Raw genomic sequence first — 13,569 nt, forward strand, 5'->3', positions numbered from 1 at the left:
GCTCGTTTGGAGTCAATTGTAAAACCGGTCGATTTTCGATCCGGGCGGCGGGCTCGGGAGGGGTCCTACCTGCTTGGTTTTACGCCGATACTTGCCCGCATTTTGCCCGCAAACTATTTGTTGAGACCTGTTTTCAGCGGTTGCACGATGTCGCTCCAGTCGGCGTGCTTCCGCGTGATTCCGCGGTTCTTGTCGTTTGAGGGCTGATTGAGCATTATGCTCAGTCGTGTTTCGAGTCCCTCTGACGACAATCGGATGCGTGCCCGCACAATTCGCAACGAATGTCGACGCAAAATGCGCGCATCCCTCCAGGGTTGAGCCGACAGCCCTGATCGCCCTCAAGTTGGGGGCTGTCTGGCTAATCAATAGTCGACTCGAAATTCCCGATCGATGTCAAGTTCGGTCTCGTCGACGCACCAGGCAAGGAGCACTGCATCCAGCTGGCGTCGAAGCCATTCCGCGGACAAGGCGGTTCCGGCAAGCAGCTCGAGTTGTCTGATTCGCTCGTCGGCAGTTCCTGTCAAGTCGTCGGGTGGAGTCATGTTTGTGCTGGTCATGGGAAGTCCTTTCCGGTTGAGGATGACAGGCCGTGGGTGGTCGAGGTGGAAGTTGCCAACGGCGTCGGTGTGACGATCATGCGGCGCCCAACAGTGCCTCGAGCTCCTCGATTCGCGCTCGAAGCGGGGCTATGCGCGCTTCTATCTCGGCGAGGGTGAATCGCTGAGGAATGTGCTGCGGGCAGTTCCAGTCGAAGGCCGTCACGTTCACGACGATGGCCGCTTCGACGACCGCGTTGTAGTCTGGAACGGCGAGCGACGAGACGAGCTGCGGGTCGTCTTGAATCCGGACGACTCGGGCCATTCCAAAGAGCTTGAGCCGTCGACGCCTCGGGTAGTCAACCGCGATGATCGCGACGCGTTGATCGCCGACAAGGTTGCCTGTCGAGACGTGTTGCAGGTTGCCGCTGAAGTCAGCCCAGGCGATCGTGTGCTCGTCTGTGACATGAAGAAAGCCGGGCGGGCCCCCGCGGAACTGCACGTACGGCCATCCGGTCTGGCTGACGGTGGAGAGGTAGAAGCCGTCGCGCTCGGTCAGGAACGATGCCTCGTTGGGGCCGAGAGGATCGGACTCTTCTGCGCCATCAACTCGGCGCCTCATCCTGTCGTAGAACCCAGAACTGCCGTAGTCGTCCTGCACACCACGCACATCATCGGTAAAGGCGATGCATCCGTATTGTCTGCTCATCAGCTGCCTTCCTCATATTTGACCGCCGTCTCATCGATCGACTTGCCGGCCTGCTGTCGCCTGTCCGACGCATCGAGGGGGATGCGTGCGACGATCCGGGTGCCGCGTTGCGGGGGACTCGCAATCTCGATCGTTCCGTAGCTGGCTTCGATCCGGTCTTTGAGCCCGGTTAGGCCGGTGCCGCGGGATGGGTCGGCGCCGCCCACCCCGTCGTCTTCGATCGTGAGGATCAGGCCGTCGGCATCGGCGGACAGCACGCACGACACGTTGATCTGTGTCGCGTGCGCGTGCTTCACCGTATTCGTGATCGCTTCCGCGACGGTGAAGTACGCCGTTCTCTCGATGGCGGAATCCAATCGCGGGACGGTGAGTGCAAGGTGGACGGGGATCGGGGTGTCGGCGGCCAGCGACTCGATGCCCGGAGCGAGCCCGTTGCGGCTCAGTGCGGCGGGCAAGATTCCGCGAACGATATCCCGCAGCTGCCGATTCGCCTCTTCAGCGTGCGACAGCGCATCGGTGATCAGGTCGGTGAGATCACCCTCGCCGCCAGCAGAATCCCTGGCCAATTTGAGAATCAGGGTGGTGTGCACGAGACGCTGTTGCGCGCCGTCGTGAACGTCGCGCTGCAGCCATCGGCGTGCTTCGTCGGCCGCGGCTATCACGCGTGCACGGGATTGCGTGAGGCCATCCCGATGCTCGGCGTTCGCGATGGCCGCGGCCATCAGATCTGCGAATGGCTTGAGGCGGTCCCTTTGCGGGTCGGTCTCGCGTTCGTGGACGACACGAATCAGGCATTGCCGGTCGGGCATGCAGGGGCGATGGAGTCCGCGACCCGGCATGCCAACGCCTCCGTTGAGCTCGATGCGGTACATCGATTCCGCGATCCCGAGTACGCCGCGCTCGCATTGTGGCTTCGCAACTCTGGCGATCGAGACGCGCTGGAGGTCGCGGGCGAATTAGTGCACCGTGGCTACGTCGAACGGGTCGATCAACACGACGCGGCGCGAACGAACGATCGACGCCTGCTTCGACTGGCAGGCGCGTGGTGAGCAGGTGATGTTGGTGTCCGAACCAACGCGGAGGGGGACGCCATCGATGACTCCATCCAGCAGCGGCGCGTCGATTGACGCGAGCTCGGTGCGCGCATCATGGCACCGATCCGTGTAGCAGTCCCAGGCACGCCTCTCACTTGTGCGCATCGATTGAGCGGGGGTCCACTCCTGACAGGTTGCACTGAACACACGCGGGTGACGCGTCGCGATCGCAGGATACGCGTCACACACTCACGGGGAGTCGTCGGCGCCACTGAGCGGCAGGTCTAGCTCCACCTCCTGCGCACGATCGGCCAGCTGGACGATGACAATCGCGCGAGCGCGTGTACTTCTCCACATGACCGCTTCCAGGTCGCGCATCTCGGCGTGCTGGTACCCGAGTTGCTCGTTGGCGTCGGCCCAGGACACGATCCAGTGGTCGGGAGGTAGATGCGAAGCCACTCTGCCGGGGATTAGTGGCCTTCCAGCGGACCAGGCGATGCGAAGAGTAGCAGACTGGTGCTTCGCGCTGAATGTGCGCTCCAAGCCGAGCAGTTGGACTTCGTCGCTTACGTCGCAACTACGGCGTGCCGCGACCTGAATAGACACGTTAGCTTCGTCGACGAGCCGGAACACTTCGATCAATCGCGCGGACAGCGTCCAGGTTCCTCGCGTCAATCGGGCAAGGCGTCGATCTGGTACCAGGAGCTCGCCGGCGAATCGGTTGCACAAATCCTCCAGCCGCCAGTAGTCGCGGGTACGGACGGGTCGCGAGTCGGGATCCCAGTCGATCACCGCATGAGCGATTTCGTGTGCAACGGTGAATCGCTCTCGTGCTGTTAACGCTCGTCCCGTGTCACCATCTGTCCTGAACAGCACTGGCCTGGGGCTCCGCCCCGTGCGAAGAATGGCTCCGTGCCGATCGGATCCACGTTCAATGATCAGTGGCCCGAGCTTGCCTGCGGCAATGACTTGATCGAGGTCGACGGGCAGCTGACGCCATTCGCGCAGCAACGCTTTTAACTGATCCGGCAGATCACGTCCCTCGAGAGTCACGCGATCACGCTTACGGCTCTAGACCTACCAAGTAGCGCAGGCTTGGTGCGCCGGTCACGTACTCGACGTACGTTGAGGCCCGACCATGGACTTGGCCTCGAGGAACGAGCTCAAGGGAGGCCCCTTGGGAGTAGTCTTCATTATTCTTGAGGACGGTGGCGATGTTGTACGCGACATCGATTGCTCGTTCGGGGCCGTCAACGTTCACCCCGAAGACCAACTCTTCCACTGTCCACCCAAAGACATCTAGCAGCTCACTCTGCTTGAGCTTATCGCGCGCCTCCGGCGAGATCGACACTTGTGCACACCACAGCCCAGCGAATCGCCTGCCCTGTGCAACAAATAGTCCCCCTGTGTGAGCGGGGTCGCCTTCCCGAGAATCGAGCTCCGAGAGGCGTCCGATCTGCCCACCAACTACAACTTGTACCATCGCGATCTTCGCGTGCGGAGTTCGGGCGGGACAGTAGAGGACCACACTCCCCGGCTCCAACCTGAAGTCATGCTCTAGGCGACGACACATCGCGAGGCGATTCCCTTTTCCAGCGGCTCCGCCAAGGCGTCGCTCAATTTCCTCTCGTTTGGAGGAGGGCAAGTTCGACGTCTTGAACGCTCGCACCTGCTTATGGAGCTTCCGCAGCCGCAGTCTTCTTCCGAGATCGGAGGCTACAGCGATCCGATCTCGAGAAGATGCGATGTAATCAGTCGATATACTTTGGCGCTTCGTGCGACTAAGTTCAGTTATCAGTTCGGATGCACGCGACGTGAGGACCCCTGGCAACTCCTCGTCGCTACAGTCCAGCAACGTGTCCAATTGTCCTTCAAACCAGCCTGCGTCGACGCTTGCCGCGTCGGAGACCTCTGCGACTATGCGCTCCAGCATCGCGCTGGCGATCAGCTTCGTTCGATGGAACAGCGCGATCTCACCAAGCTGGTATCGCGCTTCCAAGAGTTCGAAGATGGCGGTCACGGCGTCGTGACGAACTTTGTCGCCTCCGCGAAGGTTTACCACAAGCTGCGCTGTCGAGGGATCCGCCCCCCGCTGCCGGATCTCGAAGTACTCAAGGATTCGCCCGTCGACTGGTCGGGGCTTTCCAAGATGATGAAAATCGCGATGCAGGTAGTCAAGAATGTCTGCGCATATCGTGTTGCCGACGATGTCGCGACAAACCTGAGTTCGTAGGCCATCAGAAGCAACGTCGTGCGTTGCACGCGACTTGCTCACGATGTTTAGGAAAATCTCGGAAGCAGACTCCTGGAGCCCAGTGTTCGCGGCTGCCGATGCATAGACAGAATCGATGAGTTCCCGAAGCGTCGCCAACTCGTGATGGCCTCGCCAGACCCGGCGATCCAGCACGTGATTCAGTCGATCGTCTGCGTCATGTGGCGTCAGGAGGCCAAGTTCATCCTCGAACGTATGACCCGCAGAGATGTGGCCGATGTCATGCAGAAGCGCTGAGAGGCGAACGAAGGCTACCTCCACGTCAGACAGCGGCTTGGCTCGAAGGTAGTCGCCGCTCAGGGGAGGTTCGCCCTTTTCTTCAGATTCGGCGAAGTTGCGCTCAATCGCATCACACATCATTGATGCCGCGTGGAGCGTCCCAAGTGCGTGCTCCCAGCGTTTGTGTGTTGCGCCTCGGAATACCAGGTGAGTCTGCCCCAATTGATAGATGTCCGCGAGCCGCGCGAAGGCGGGATGGTCAATCAGCTGCAACTCCATGGAGTTCAGACGAACTGGCCCCCAGACCGGTAGGAAAAACTCTTGGTAGGCACGCGGAATTTCCCAAGAGAGTTTGAAGCCGTCGAAGAGAGCATCCACCCGGCCAGAGTAGCGGCATCCGGATGGTGAGCGTAAGGCCGAATTGCGCCAATCTAGAAGACCGCGACGAGCGTGTCTCGGACACGATCTAGCGCCCTGCTTCCTCAGTCAGCTTCGGCGTTGTGTCGCCCGAACGCGCCGTAAAGCAGCCGTTCCTCGTCGACGGGCAAAACTCGGAGCCGGGCAACTCCAAACTCGTCGGCGTCCTTGAGGGCATCTATCAGCCCCGCATCGAGTGATCCGTCGCCACTCGGTGTCGTGAGCTCTTGCCGGACGCTCTCGATCAATGCCCACCCTGCAACCCGACGCAACGCAACGGAGTCCGACGACCAGTCCGACCGCACACCGTGGGCGAGCCGGTTGCGTCGTATCCGCCTGCTTCGAATGGAGTCAGAGACGCCCTCATCCCCCCAGCGAACCTCCGCGAGGCGACCCACACTCGACCCGCATAACGCCTCCAGCGCCGCGTGCAACAGCAGTTGGCTTGTGTCGTCGGTGATGAAATCACTTGCTGATTCAAAATATAACTCGAGCGCGAGAGCGAGTCTTCCTCGGCGCCGGAACGAACTGAGGAAGGTGAGCGCCTCGTATGCCCGAGCCCAGTCATCAACCAGTTCGCCTACGTCGACGCGGGGTCGAAGCTCATACCCGGCCCGCCCCCTTCGAGAAACTGTACGCGCCACGTCGTGGCCACGCCTTTGGTAGGACACAAAGTCGCATGGGTCGACAACGGGAACGGCGAGGTCAGTTGTCAACCGCAAAGCAAGCGTGAGGACTCGGACCTTCGCGATTCTCATAGTGCGCATAGACGCCGCAACATCCGCCTGAGAGGACAAACTTGGTTCGGCGAATATGCAAAAGTAAGGGGGTGACCGGTGCGCGTAAACGTCGGCCAGGTCGTCGGTATACCTGGACTTCTCAATCAAATGCCAATCGGAGAAAGGAATACGGCTCACAAGTACGTCGCTCACGCGGAACGCGTTCGCTTCTGCGTAAATCTCGGGCATCAGGAAGAGCTCGCACTCTGCGACGTTGTTGAGTTCGAAACCGAGCATGTGGGTCACGCGCCCAGTCCCTCGCCTTCGGGCTGCTGCAGTGCCAGCGTGCGACTGGCCACGGAAGCCGTAAGCAAACTCACGAGAAGAACAATGTCCGCTTCGAGGGGTAATGGCTCCCTGCGTCCATGTAAGAAATCACTCCTGTGGGCGTAGAGCGGCTTCATTCGCGAGCCGATGTCGGCGCTGCCCGCCGCAATCATCCTTTCTCTGATGTCGGCCGCGATCGGCCGAGCTCGCTTACCGTCGGTTCCCCCGAAGTTTAGCGAGGACTCAAGTGCGACGACGAGCAACGTGACGATTGCGCCAGCGCTTAGGGCCCCGCCCGCGACCGAAGAGACAGTTCTCAGTGGTCCCAGTAGGACGTGGTCAGACTCAAGGCCGGCGGCAACCCAACGTGACACCATCTCGGCCGCTGCCGCGAGACTTTCAGCTGAGATTCGGATTGAATCTTGAAGCGCGAGGACCCACGTCCGGTGAGCCAATCCCACCCGACGCGAGACTCCGCCGCTCGCGGGCGTGCGATACAACATCGACAGGCTCGGGGAGACCAGCAGCTCCGCCGATGCGCACACGATCGCGAGGTGCAGCAGTTCAGCGCGCTCCGTGACCGAGTCGAGGAGTTCGTCGGGGTAGTCCTCTTGCTCCCTGTACCAGTGTCGAACGCGGTCAAGATCTCCGCTCTCCACGGCCACGCGAAAGTCTGCCAAGTCGGATCGCCCCATTGTGTCGACAACCCAGAACACCCGCTGATGAGCCCGGTAGTAACGCTCAGAAGCCCAGTCGTTGTCCAGTGGCGCGTACTCCTCAAAGCCGACTTCACGCAGTGTGCCACCAAGAACCGACAACGGCGCAGGGATCGACAACTCGGGAAAGTGCACATAGAACGTCTGTCGCTCGTTAGCCACGTGTAGATCCTATGTGAGGGATGTTGACGGCTCGCCGACGCTTCCGCGTGCCGCAACCCATTGCGAGGAGGACCCGTCGCGGTGACGCCGACGTTGAGATCGACTTGCGAAGACTCTGTCCGCGCCGACTTCCTCCCGGGCCAAATGCGGTACCGTCGCGAGCGGGATCCCTCCAGAACCCGAGCACCGACGCCCTTCACGGGGGCAATCCAAGACATTCCCGGATAAGAACGGACGTGATTGAAACTTTGACGGATGCAGTCGCTACTGGCCTCGCGACGCTCGCGGGCGTTGCCCTAACCGGCTTGATCACCATTGTCGTCTTGCTGGTGCAGCGCCGCTGGACGGAGTCCGACCGCGCCGCAACACACCAACACGACGAGACATTGGTTCGGCTCACTCTCGGCGCGCAAGATCAGCAAGTGCAACAGACGCGACGCCTGGCGTGTGCTGCGGAGTTCCTCGCCGAGACGCAGTCTTGTTATTCGGAAGTGGTTCGCGCCCGCCGGAATCGTCGGGAAGCACGTGACGATGAAGTGTACCGCAGCGCGCTTCGTGCGATCAGCGGCAAGGCTGGCCAGGTCGCCCTCGAAGTCGTCGGTCTCCTCTTCGACCCTGATTCCACGGCAAGTGCGCAGCGCTTATGGACGCACATTCGCGGAGAAGCCGTTCCTACCGGAGTTGAGCTGGGAAGCGCGGAATGGGTCACATGGAAAAACCGCTACTGGGAACTCCGTGGCGACTGTACAAGCGCGTTCAGGCTTGCCCCACTTGGAGCCGACGCACCAGTTGGCTCTGGCCCCCGCTGACTCGGCGAGGGGCGAAGCGGCGTAGGAACAACTCGTGACCGATGGGCATGTCAATATGGCGAACCTGACTAGTCGTTGCTTCCAATTGTCTTTCACCAAAGTGCGGCATTCTCAAAGGCGCCGCTCTGCATGAGGCAAAGCCCGTCGTCTCGCCGATCACCCAAACGATTTGAGGACGCAAGCCTCGGACCTTTAGGGCGGGGACGATAACCACCTGTCCTCGATGGATCGTCCGCAGACAATTGAATCGGCTGACGCGACAGCGCGTGCGACCACTCTTCCCCACGCTGGTTGTCAATCACCGGCGTTTAGGTCGAAACGCGCCACGCCGCGTCGATCGGCGTGGCGCTTCGGGTCTCAGCCGAACAGGTCTGAGTAAGGTATCGGCATAGTGGACTTCAGCTCTCTGTCCTCGGCTCGCGCGCGGATGCGCTCGATCAGAAGTGCGTCCAAGCCCATGCGCAGCAACACGTCTTCTCGGAGCCTGACCCGCTTTCCCGGACACCTGAGCTGACGCGATGATCGTCTCGGAAGGAGTCCGTGATGCCCGCTAAACATTCGCCGGAGTTTCGGCGTCGAGCCCTGGACCTGGTCGCCCAAGGCGAACCGGTCAGGAGAACCGCGCCTGATCTCGGGATCAGCGAATCCTGTCTTCCGCACTGGATGTCCAAGGAAGCGATCGACAGCGGCCGCAAGTCGGGTCTGACGTCCGACGAGGACTCCCGACCCGTTCGCGTTCCCTGACGGAGGACGCACGACAGGCGACAACTTCGCCGGAACGGTGCTGCCCATCGTTGCGCAGCAGATCTCGATCACGGTGGCACTCGTGCTGTATGACCGACTCACCGCTGCTCTCGACCGGCCGCCGACACCGGTCGGCGTTCTGCGTCTTGATCTGGACCAACTCAGGGCGCTGGGGATGTCCCATTCCAAAGCCGCCTACCTTCACCACCTCGCCGACGCGGTTGTGGACGGCAATCTTGCGATCGACGCTCTCCACGCGATGGACGATGACGACGTCATCACTGCGCTCACTCGTGTGAAGGCATCGGACCGTGGAGTGCCGAGATGTTCCTCATCCACCAATTGCGGCGACTGGACGTCCTGCCGGCCGGAGATCTCGGCATCCGCACCGCAGTGCAACGCGCGTACACGCTGACAGACCTGCCACTGATCGCCGACGTGCGCCAGCGAGGCGCCGCCTGGTCTCCGTAACGAACTCTCGCGTCCACCTTGCTCTGGCGATCCCTGTGATGAACGGCAGTTCCGGCGCCGCGGTGCGCCGGATGCAGCGCCGCTCAGCGGCTGATGGAGGCCGAGAGGTCCTCGAGGAGGGCGGCGAGCTGATCCACCGGCAGTTGCGAGGGATCGAGCGCATACCGCTCGACGATGTCACTCGGGGAGATGTACGCCGACTTCGTGGTTCCATCGTCATCCAGATCAGGATGCGGAGGGGCAAATCGATTCCGGCGCGAGCGTTGTGCTGCATGAGCTTCGTGCCCAGCGCCGGATTGCCGAAGATCGCGACGACTTCATCTGGCAGCGCGAGCCCCGCGTCGCGCGCCGCGTCAGCGTGATCGATCACGGCAAAGAGCCCGACACCTCGTCTCTGAGTTGGGTCAGCAGTCGAGCAAGAACGTCATGCACTGACCCGACGCAGCTGCGCTCGACGAATCGTTCGTTCATACGTCACGCCCCGAACGAATCGCGCGCCGGCTGTCAGGGCTCGAGAGTTGCGATCGGCTTGCCCGTCTCCACGATGTAGGTCGACAACATCTTCCCCGGTGTCGGGGCCGAGGTCGGTCGCGTTGTGGGGGACTCCCGGCGGGATGAGGAAGCCGTCGCCGGCGATGAGGATCTGGGTGGTGGCGTCTTCGCGTTCCATGCGGACCTTGCCGGCGACGATGTAACCGACCTCCTCTCCGGGATGGTGGTGCCATCCGGACGACACGTCCACGGGGATCTCCGTGAGGACCTGGACGATGTCTCGTCCGGGGCATCCTGCGCTGGAGCATCCGGAGTGGAGGGTGAATCATTCATGATGTCTTCCTTCGAAGGTCGTTCTGAGTCAGTTCTGGAAACGGCGAATGCGGTTAGCTGCCGGTCGTGGTCGCGCCGGCGGCTTCGCGGATGAGGTCGAATACCTGCGCGGCTTCGGGGATGCCGACGGTATGCGATCCGCCCTTGAGCTCGATGGTTTTTCTGGAGCCGGCACGGTCGGCCATGAAGTGGTGCACGGCGACCGGAATGTTCTTGTCGAGCTCGCCGAACAGGAACCATGACGGGACCGACTTCCAGGCCGGCTCGCCCGAGGCCTCCCCGAAAGCGGACTCCTGAATGGGGCGTTGTGTGACGGCCATCACCGCGGCGACCTCGGCGGACGAATCCGCTGCGAACTGCGCATGGTACTTGTCCTGCTCGATGTACAGGTCAACCCCTCCGCCAGGCAAAGGCACCGGCGTGAGTGTTTCCGCGAGCGTCGAACCGGGCAGCTTGCCGTCCAGGTCTCCGGGCGTTTCACCTTCCTCCGGGCGAAAGCCCCGATGTACACGAGTGCTTTCACATTCGCGTTGCCCGCGCCGCCCCCGCTGATCACCGTGCCGCCGTACGAGTGGCTCACCAGCACGATGTCGCCGCTGATGTCGGCCAGCGTGGCCCGCAGGTAGTCGGAATCGAACGCCACGCCACGAAGCGGGTTCGCGACCGCTATCGCGGGGTATCCCTCATTCCGCAGGAGTGTGATCACTCCGCTCCAACTCGATGACTCGGCGAACGCGCCATGCACGAGCACGACCGTCGGCTTGGACGTGGATCCTTGGGTGATACTCATCTCGCCGTCTCCTCTATGGCAGTGAAGACAGTCGGTGCGCCGCGGAGTATGAGTTACTCCGAACGAGCCGCATCGTTGACTTCCTGCTCGCTTTGGTTGAGTTGACTAAGAGTTTCCGCGGCTGCGGTCCGAAACGCGCGCCGGTCAGCCGGAGAAGATTTCCGGAGAACCCTACGATCACTGGCTCGGACAGGCGAACCACGAAGACCTGACTTACCCGATGCGGGAGTTGCCTTCGTCCGTGCAGCGGCGCTACGTCGGCGGTATCATGATGACACCACGAGGGAAGGACCCGTCATGGCTCGCACCGTGCGCCTTTCGCAAGAGGCGGAAATGAAGCTCACCGAGCTCGCTTCGCTGATGGGGCAGAGCAAGAACAGCGTGATCGAGATGGCCGTGCTCGAGCTGGATGCTCGCACGATCCGACGCGAGCGGGTACGCCGCGCGTTCGATCGGGTCCGCGACCGCGACGCTGAGCTGCTCGACCGGCTGTCCCGGTGACGGAGTACCTCGAGCCGGAAGACGTCGACGAGCTCGTCGAGGATGAGGGATTCCACTACCGGGATCGCAATGGCCTGCTGTCCGCCCTTGCGTCGCCCATGCCAGTGTTCGGCGAGGAGGTCTACCCAGGGATTCACCAGAAGGCGGCAGCGCTGATCAGCGCGATCAACCACAACCATCCGCTGTTGGATGGCAACAAGCGGTTGAGCTGGTTCGTCACGGTCGCCTTCTATGACATCAACGGTTACGACCTGGGTGCCGACGCCGAGGACGCCGACCGCTACATCCGGCTCATCGCCGGCGCGAACCCACCGCCTCCGCAGGACGTCGAGCGGTGGCTTGACAAGCACACCTTCCCATTGGGCTAGTTGCGCAACTGCCTCTCGCTGTAAGGCTCGAAGCTTGCCGTCGTCGGCCGCACCACTGACGGTCACTGCTGGTCACCTGTCTGATTCCGCTCACGCGCAGAAACGGCGCATTCACGAAGCGCGGCCCGGAACCAGGGTGCCTGGCCGCCCAGGTGTCCTGAATGCTCTGGAGCGGGCAGAGCGGGTGAGGTCACCGAGCACGAGCTTCACGACTCTTTTGTAAGCGCAAGCTGGCGTGGACCTTGGAAGGCTGGGAAGACTACCTGCACTGGCAGGGTCAGGATGGCAAGACGCTCAGACGGATCAACACGCTCATCGCCGACTGCCCGCGAGATGACCCCTTCGAGGGAATCGGCAAACCGGAACCCCTCACGCATGCCCTTGCCGGCGCATGGTCCCGACGGATCGACGCGGTCAACCGCCTCGTCTACATTGCAGACGAGAACTACGTAACCATCCTGCAAGCTCGCTATCACTACTGAGTGCCTTCGGTACCGTTGACGGATGGCTGCACGTCGTTCTCGCCGCATCCTTCGCCTACGCGTATCGATCGTGGGCATCGAGCCGGAGATCTGGCGCACCGTCGACGTGGACGACAGCGTGTCGCTCGCCCAGTTGCACATAGTGCTGCAGGTGGCCTTCAACTGGTTCGGATCGCACCTGCATCGCTTCTCCGAGGATGATCCGTGGGCGAGGAGCAACGGCATCCCGCGTATCGGGCGGCAGCCTCGCGCGTGGGTGGATGCCTGGCCGCTGGCTGAGGTCGAGATCGAGGGTGAGGAGGATGAGGCCGACACGACCATCGGCGAGGCCATGCAGCACGACGGACCGTTGTGGTACGTCTACGACTCGGGTGACAACTGGTTGCACCGCATCGATCTGATCGACCGCGATGGTGCGCGGCCCGGCGAGCCGCTCGCGCAGCTGATTTCCGGTGAGCGGCGTGCACCGTTCGAGGACTCCGGCGGCATCACCGGCTACCAGGAAGTCGCCGAGATCCTCGCCGACCCGTCGCACACCGATCATCGGTCGACGAAGGCATGGGTCGCAACCGCCATCGGACCGTGGGCAACAGACGACCTCGAGGAGGCCGATCTGGACGGTGCGCGCGGCGAGATCGCCGCGCTGTTCACCCAGGAGGGAGTAGATCTCTCGGGACTGGCGGATGCCGCGACCGGCGTAACAGTCGACTCACCCATCGCTCAGTTCGCCTCCGACCTGCCCGTGCCGCTCAGGTCGAATCTGCGCCGGCACCTTCGGCGCAGCGAACTGCTCACACCCGAGCGGCTGCGTGATGAGGACGTCGCTGACGCCGTGAGGCCCTACGCCTGGCTGATCGATCACATCGGGGTCGAAGGACTGACGTTGACGAAGGCGGGTTGGATGCCGCCCGCCGTCGTGCTGGAAGGGATGACGACCCTTGGCTGGCGAGACGACTGGATCGGGGAGGCGAACCGCGAAGATTTGACCTACCCGATGCGCGAACTGCGCGCATCAGCTGAACGGCTGCGCCTGATCCGCAAGGTGAAGGGTCGGCTCGAGCTCGTCAGCCGCACCCGCCCCGCGATCGGACGACCCGCGGTGCTTGCCGAGCAGATCGCGCGGATGCTGCTGCGCCAGCGGATGACAGAAGGTCAGCGGGCCGCCAGCACCATATTCGCAATCGGCGTGGCCGACGCGAGCATCACAACGCGACGTGACGCCGAGCGCCAGGTGATCGACCTGCTGAACGAACTCGGATACGTCGACTCGCAGGGTCGAGAACTCGACCAGCGCTGGTTCACGTCACTGACCGAACCGGTGCTCGACGTCCTTGATGCACTTGGCCTCTGGCGGGCAGCGGGTCGGCGCCGCGACGTGCCGGCCACCGCCGCTGTTCGCGCGATCGCCCGCTTCGCGCTCAGATAGCGAGGCGGGTCGGACCCCTCTATCGGGCCGACGATTGCCGTG

At 62.4% G+C, this 13,569-nt stretch carries 19 protein-coding genes; 8 read left to right on the forward strand and 11 right to left on the reverse strand.

The window, feature by feature from the left end; all coding sequences use genetic code 11:
• Nucleotides 1-362: 362 nt before the first annotated feature.
• The 3 genes from ACLQ2Q_RS13360 to ACLQ2Q_RS13370 all read right to left on the reverse strand — a co-directional run bounded on the left by ACLQ2Q_RS13360 (nucleotide 363) and on the right by ACLQ2Q_RS13370 (nucleotide 1,835).
• Nucleotides 363-557, reverse strand: coding sequence for a hypothetical protein (locus ACLQ2Q_RS13360; protein ID WP_425820942.1), 195 nt, complete (start codon nucleotides 555-557; stop codon nucleotides 363-365).
• 76 nt (nucleotides 558-633) lie between these two features.
• Nucleotides 634-1,245: a pyridoxamine 5'-phosphate oxidase family protein gene (locus tag ACLQ2Q_RS13365; RefSeq protein ID WP_425820943.1), complete on the reverse strand. Its 612-nt coding sequence runs from the start codon at nucleotides 1,243-1,245 to the stop codon at nucleotides 634-636.
• Nucleotides 1,245-1,835, reverse strand: a complete 591-nt coding sequence (locus ACLQ2Q_RS13370; protein ID WP_425820944.1) for a sensor histidine kinase — start codon at nucleotides 1,833-1,835, stop codon at nucleotides 1,245-1,247. Before ACLQ2Q_RS13370 ends, ACLQ2Q_RS13365 begins: the two co-directional genes overlap by 1 nt.
• Between ACLQ2Q_RS13370 and ACLQ2Q_RS13375 the strand changes: the two genes are divergently transcribed.
• Complete coding sequence (locus tag ACLQ2Q_RS13375) at nucleotides 1,830-2,294, forward strand: AAA family ATPase (protein ID WP_425820945.1); 465 nt, start codon at nucleotides 1,830-1,832, stop codon at nucleotides 2,292-2,294. The two genes, ACLQ2Q_RS13370 and ACLQ2Q_RS13375, sit on opposite strands and share 6 nt — an antisense overlap.
• A 234-nt stretch (nucleotides 2,295-2,528) precedes the next feature.
• Here the strand turns inward: ACLQ2Q_RS13375 and ACLQ2Q_RS13380 are convergent, their stop codons facing one another.
• The 4 genes from ACLQ2Q_RS13380 to ACLQ2Q_RS13395 form a co-directional block, all read right to left on the reverse strand.
• Nucleotides 2,529-3,332 (reverse strand): ImmA/IrrE family metallo-endopeptidase, encoded by an 804-nt coding sequence (locus tag ACLQ2Q_RS13380; protein WP_425820946.1) that lies wholly within the window; start codon nucleotides 3,330-3,332, stop codon nucleotides 2,529-2,531.
• A gap of 10 nt (nucleotides 3,333-3,342) precedes the next feature.
• Nucleotides 3,343-5,148: an HD domain-containing protein gene (locus ACLQ2Q_RS13385; RefSeq protein ID WP_425820947.1), complete on the reverse strand. Its 1,806-nt coding sequence runs from the start codon at nucleotides 5,146-5,148 to the stop codon at nucleotides 3,343-3,345.
• Nucleotides 5,149-5,252: 104 nt separating this feature from the next.
• Nucleotides 5,253-6,212 (reverse strand): hypothetical protein, encoded by a 960-nt coding sequence (locus ACLQ2Q_RS13390; protein ID WP_425820948.1) that lies wholly within the window; start codon nucleotides 6,210-6,212, stop codon nucleotides 5,253-5,255.
• The gene (locus ACLQ2Q_RS13395) at nucleotides 6,209-7,111 is read right to left on the reverse strand and encodes a hypothetical protein (RefSeq protein ID WP_425820949.1); all 903 of its coding nucleotides are present in this window, start codon (nucleotides 7,109-7,111) and stop codon (nucleotides 6,209-6,211) included. Before ACLQ2Q_RS13395 ends, ACLQ2Q_RS13390 begins: the two co-directional genes overlap by 4 nt.
• A gap of 236 nt (nucleotides 7,112-7,347) precedes the next feature.
• Between ACLQ2Q_RS13395 and ACLQ2Q_RS13400 the strand changes: the two genes are divergently transcribed.
• The 3 genes from ACLQ2Q_RS13400 (at nucleotide 7,348) to ACLQ2Q_RS13410 (ending at nucleotide 9,079) form a co-directional block, all read left to right on the forward strand.
• Nucleotides 7,348-7,920 carry a hypothetical protein gene (locus ACLQ2Q_RS13400; protein WP_425820950.1) on the forward strand — a complete coding sequence of 191 codons (573 nt, stop codon included), beginning with the start codon at nucleotides 7,348-7,350 and terminating at the stop codon, nucleotides 7,918-7,920.
• Nucleotides 7,921-8,463: 543 nt separating this feature from the next.
• Complete coding sequence (locus ACLQ2Q_RS13405) at nucleotides 8,464-8,664, forward strand: transposase (protein WP_425820951.1); 201 nt, start codon at nucleotides 8,464-8,466, stop codon at nucleotides 8,662-8,664.
• Nucleotides 8,665-8,701: 37 nt separating this feature from the next.
• On the forward strand, nucleotides 8,702-9,079 hold the full coding sequence (locus tag ACLQ2Q_RS13410; protein ID WP_425820952.1) for a hypothetical protein: 378 nt from the start codon (nucleotides 8,702-8,704) through the stop codon (nucleotides 9,077-9,079).
• On the opposite strand, the gene ACLQ2Q_RS13415 is transcribed toward ACLQ2Q_RS13410, so the two are convergent.
• The 4 genes from ACLQ2Q_RS13415 to ACLQ2Q_RS13430 all read right to left on the reverse strand — a co-directional run bounded on the left by ACLQ2Q_RS13415 (nucleotide 8,996) and on the right by ACLQ2Q_RS13430 (nucleotide 10,750).
• Complete coding sequence (locus ACLQ2Q_RS13415) at nucleotides 8,996-9,505, reverse strand: DUF302 domain-containing protein (protein WP_425820953.1); 510 nt, start codon at nucleotides 9,503-9,505, stop codon at nucleotides 8,996-8,998. The two genes, ACLQ2Q_RS13410 and ACLQ2Q_RS13415, sit on opposite strands and share 84 nt — an antisense overlap.
• Before the next feature lie 54 nt (nucleotides 9,506-9,559).
• Nucleotides 9,560-9,877, reverse strand: coding sequence for a cupin domain-containing protein (locus ACLQ2Q_RS13420; protein WP_425820954.1), 318 nt, complete (start codon nucleotides 9,875-9,877; stop codon nucleotides 9,560-9,562).
• Nucleotides 9,878-10,013: 136 nt separating this feature from the next.
• Nucleotides 10,014-10,376, reverse strand: coding sequence for an alpha/beta fold hydrolase (locus tag ACLQ2Q_RS13425; RefSeq protein ID WP_425821078.1), 363 nt, complete (start codon nucleotides 10,374-10,376; stop codon nucleotides 10,014-10,016).
• Nucleotides 10,280-10,750 carry an esterase/lipase family protein gene (locus ACLQ2Q_RS13430; RefSeq protein ID WP_425820955.1) on the reverse strand — a complete coding sequence of 157 codons (471 nt, stop codon included), beginning with the start codon at nucleotides 10,748-10,750 and terminating at the stop codon, nucleotides 10,280-10,282. The genes ACLQ2Q_RS13425 and ACLQ2Q_RS13430 overlap by 97 nt, the downstream gene beginning before the upstream one ends.
• 297 nt (nucleotides 10,751-11,047) lie before the next feature.
• On the opposite strand from ACLQ2Q_RS13430, the gene ACLQ2Q_RS13435 reads away from it, so the two are divergent.
• The 4 genes from ACLQ2Q_RS13435 to ACLQ2Q_RS13450 all read left to right on the forward strand — a co-directional run bounded on the left by ACLQ2Q_RS13435 (nucleotide 11,048) and on the right by ACLQ2Q_RS13450 (nucleotide 13,527).
• Nucleotides 11,048-11,251, forward strand: coding sequence for a hypothetical protein (locus tag ACLQ2Q_RS13435; RefSeq protein ID WP_425820956.1), 204 nt, complete (start codon nucleotides 11,048-11,050; stop codon nucleotides 11,249-11,251).
• Complete coding sequence (locus tag ACLQ2Q_RS13440; protein WP_425820957.1) at nucleotides 11,248-11,619, forward strand: type II toxin-antitoxin system death-on-curing family toxin; 372 nt, start codon at nucleotides 11,248-11,250, stop codon at nucleotides 11,617-11,619. The genes ACLQ2Q_RS13435 and ACLQ2Q_RS13440 overlap by 4 nt, the downstream gene beginning before the upstream one ends.
• Before the next feature lie 242 nt (nucleotides 11,620-11,861).
• On the forward strand, nucleotides 11,862-12,101 hold the full coding sequence (locus tag ACLQ2Q_RS13445) for a Txe/YoeB family addiction module toxin (protein ID WP_425820958.1): 240 nt from the start codon (nucleotides 11,862-11,864) through the stop codon (nucleotides 12,099-12,101).
• 22 nt (nucleotides 12,102-12,123) lie between these two features.
• Entirely contained in the window at nucleotides 12,124-13,527 is a 1,404-nt protein-coding gene (locus ACLQ2Q_RS13450) for a plasmid pRiA4b ORF-3 family protein (RefSeq protein ID WP_425820959.1), read from the forward strand.
• The last annotated feature ends 42 nt before the right edge of the window (nucleotides 13,528-13,569 follow it).

This window comes from Microbacterium sp. DT81.1, assembly GCF_049844955.1.
GTDB lineage: Bacteria > Actinomycetota > Actinomycetes > Actinomycetales > Microbacteriaceae > Microbacterium.

Excerpts from the sequence above, each read along its gene's own strand:
- ACLQ2Q_RS13360 (WP_425820942.1), bottom strand. The coding sequence starts at position 557 with ATGACCAGCACAAACATGACTCCACCCGACGACTTGACAGGAACTGCC.
- ACLQ2Q_RS13365 (WP_425820943.1), bottom strand. The coding sequence starts at position 1,245 with ATGAGCAGACAATACGGATGCATCGCCTTTACCGATGATGTGCGTGGT.
- ACLQ2Q_RS13405 (WP_425820951.1), top strand. The coding sequence starts at position 8,464 with ATGCCCGCTAAACATTCGCCGGAGTTTCGGCGTCGAGCCCTGGACCTG.
- ACLQ2Q_RS13430 (WP_425820955.1), bottom strand. The coding sequence starts at position 10,750 with ATGAGTATCACCCAAGGATCCACGTCCAAGCCGACGGTCGTGCTCGTG.
- ACLQ2Q_RS13435 (WP_425820956.1), top strand. The coding sequence starts at position 11,048 with ATGGCTCGCACCGTGCGCCTTTCGCAAGAGGCGGAAATGAAGCTCACC.
- ACLQ2Q_RS13450 (WP_425820959.1), top strand. The coding sequence starts at position 12,124 with ATGGCTGCACGTCGTTCTCGCCGCATCCTTCGCCTACGCGTATCGATC.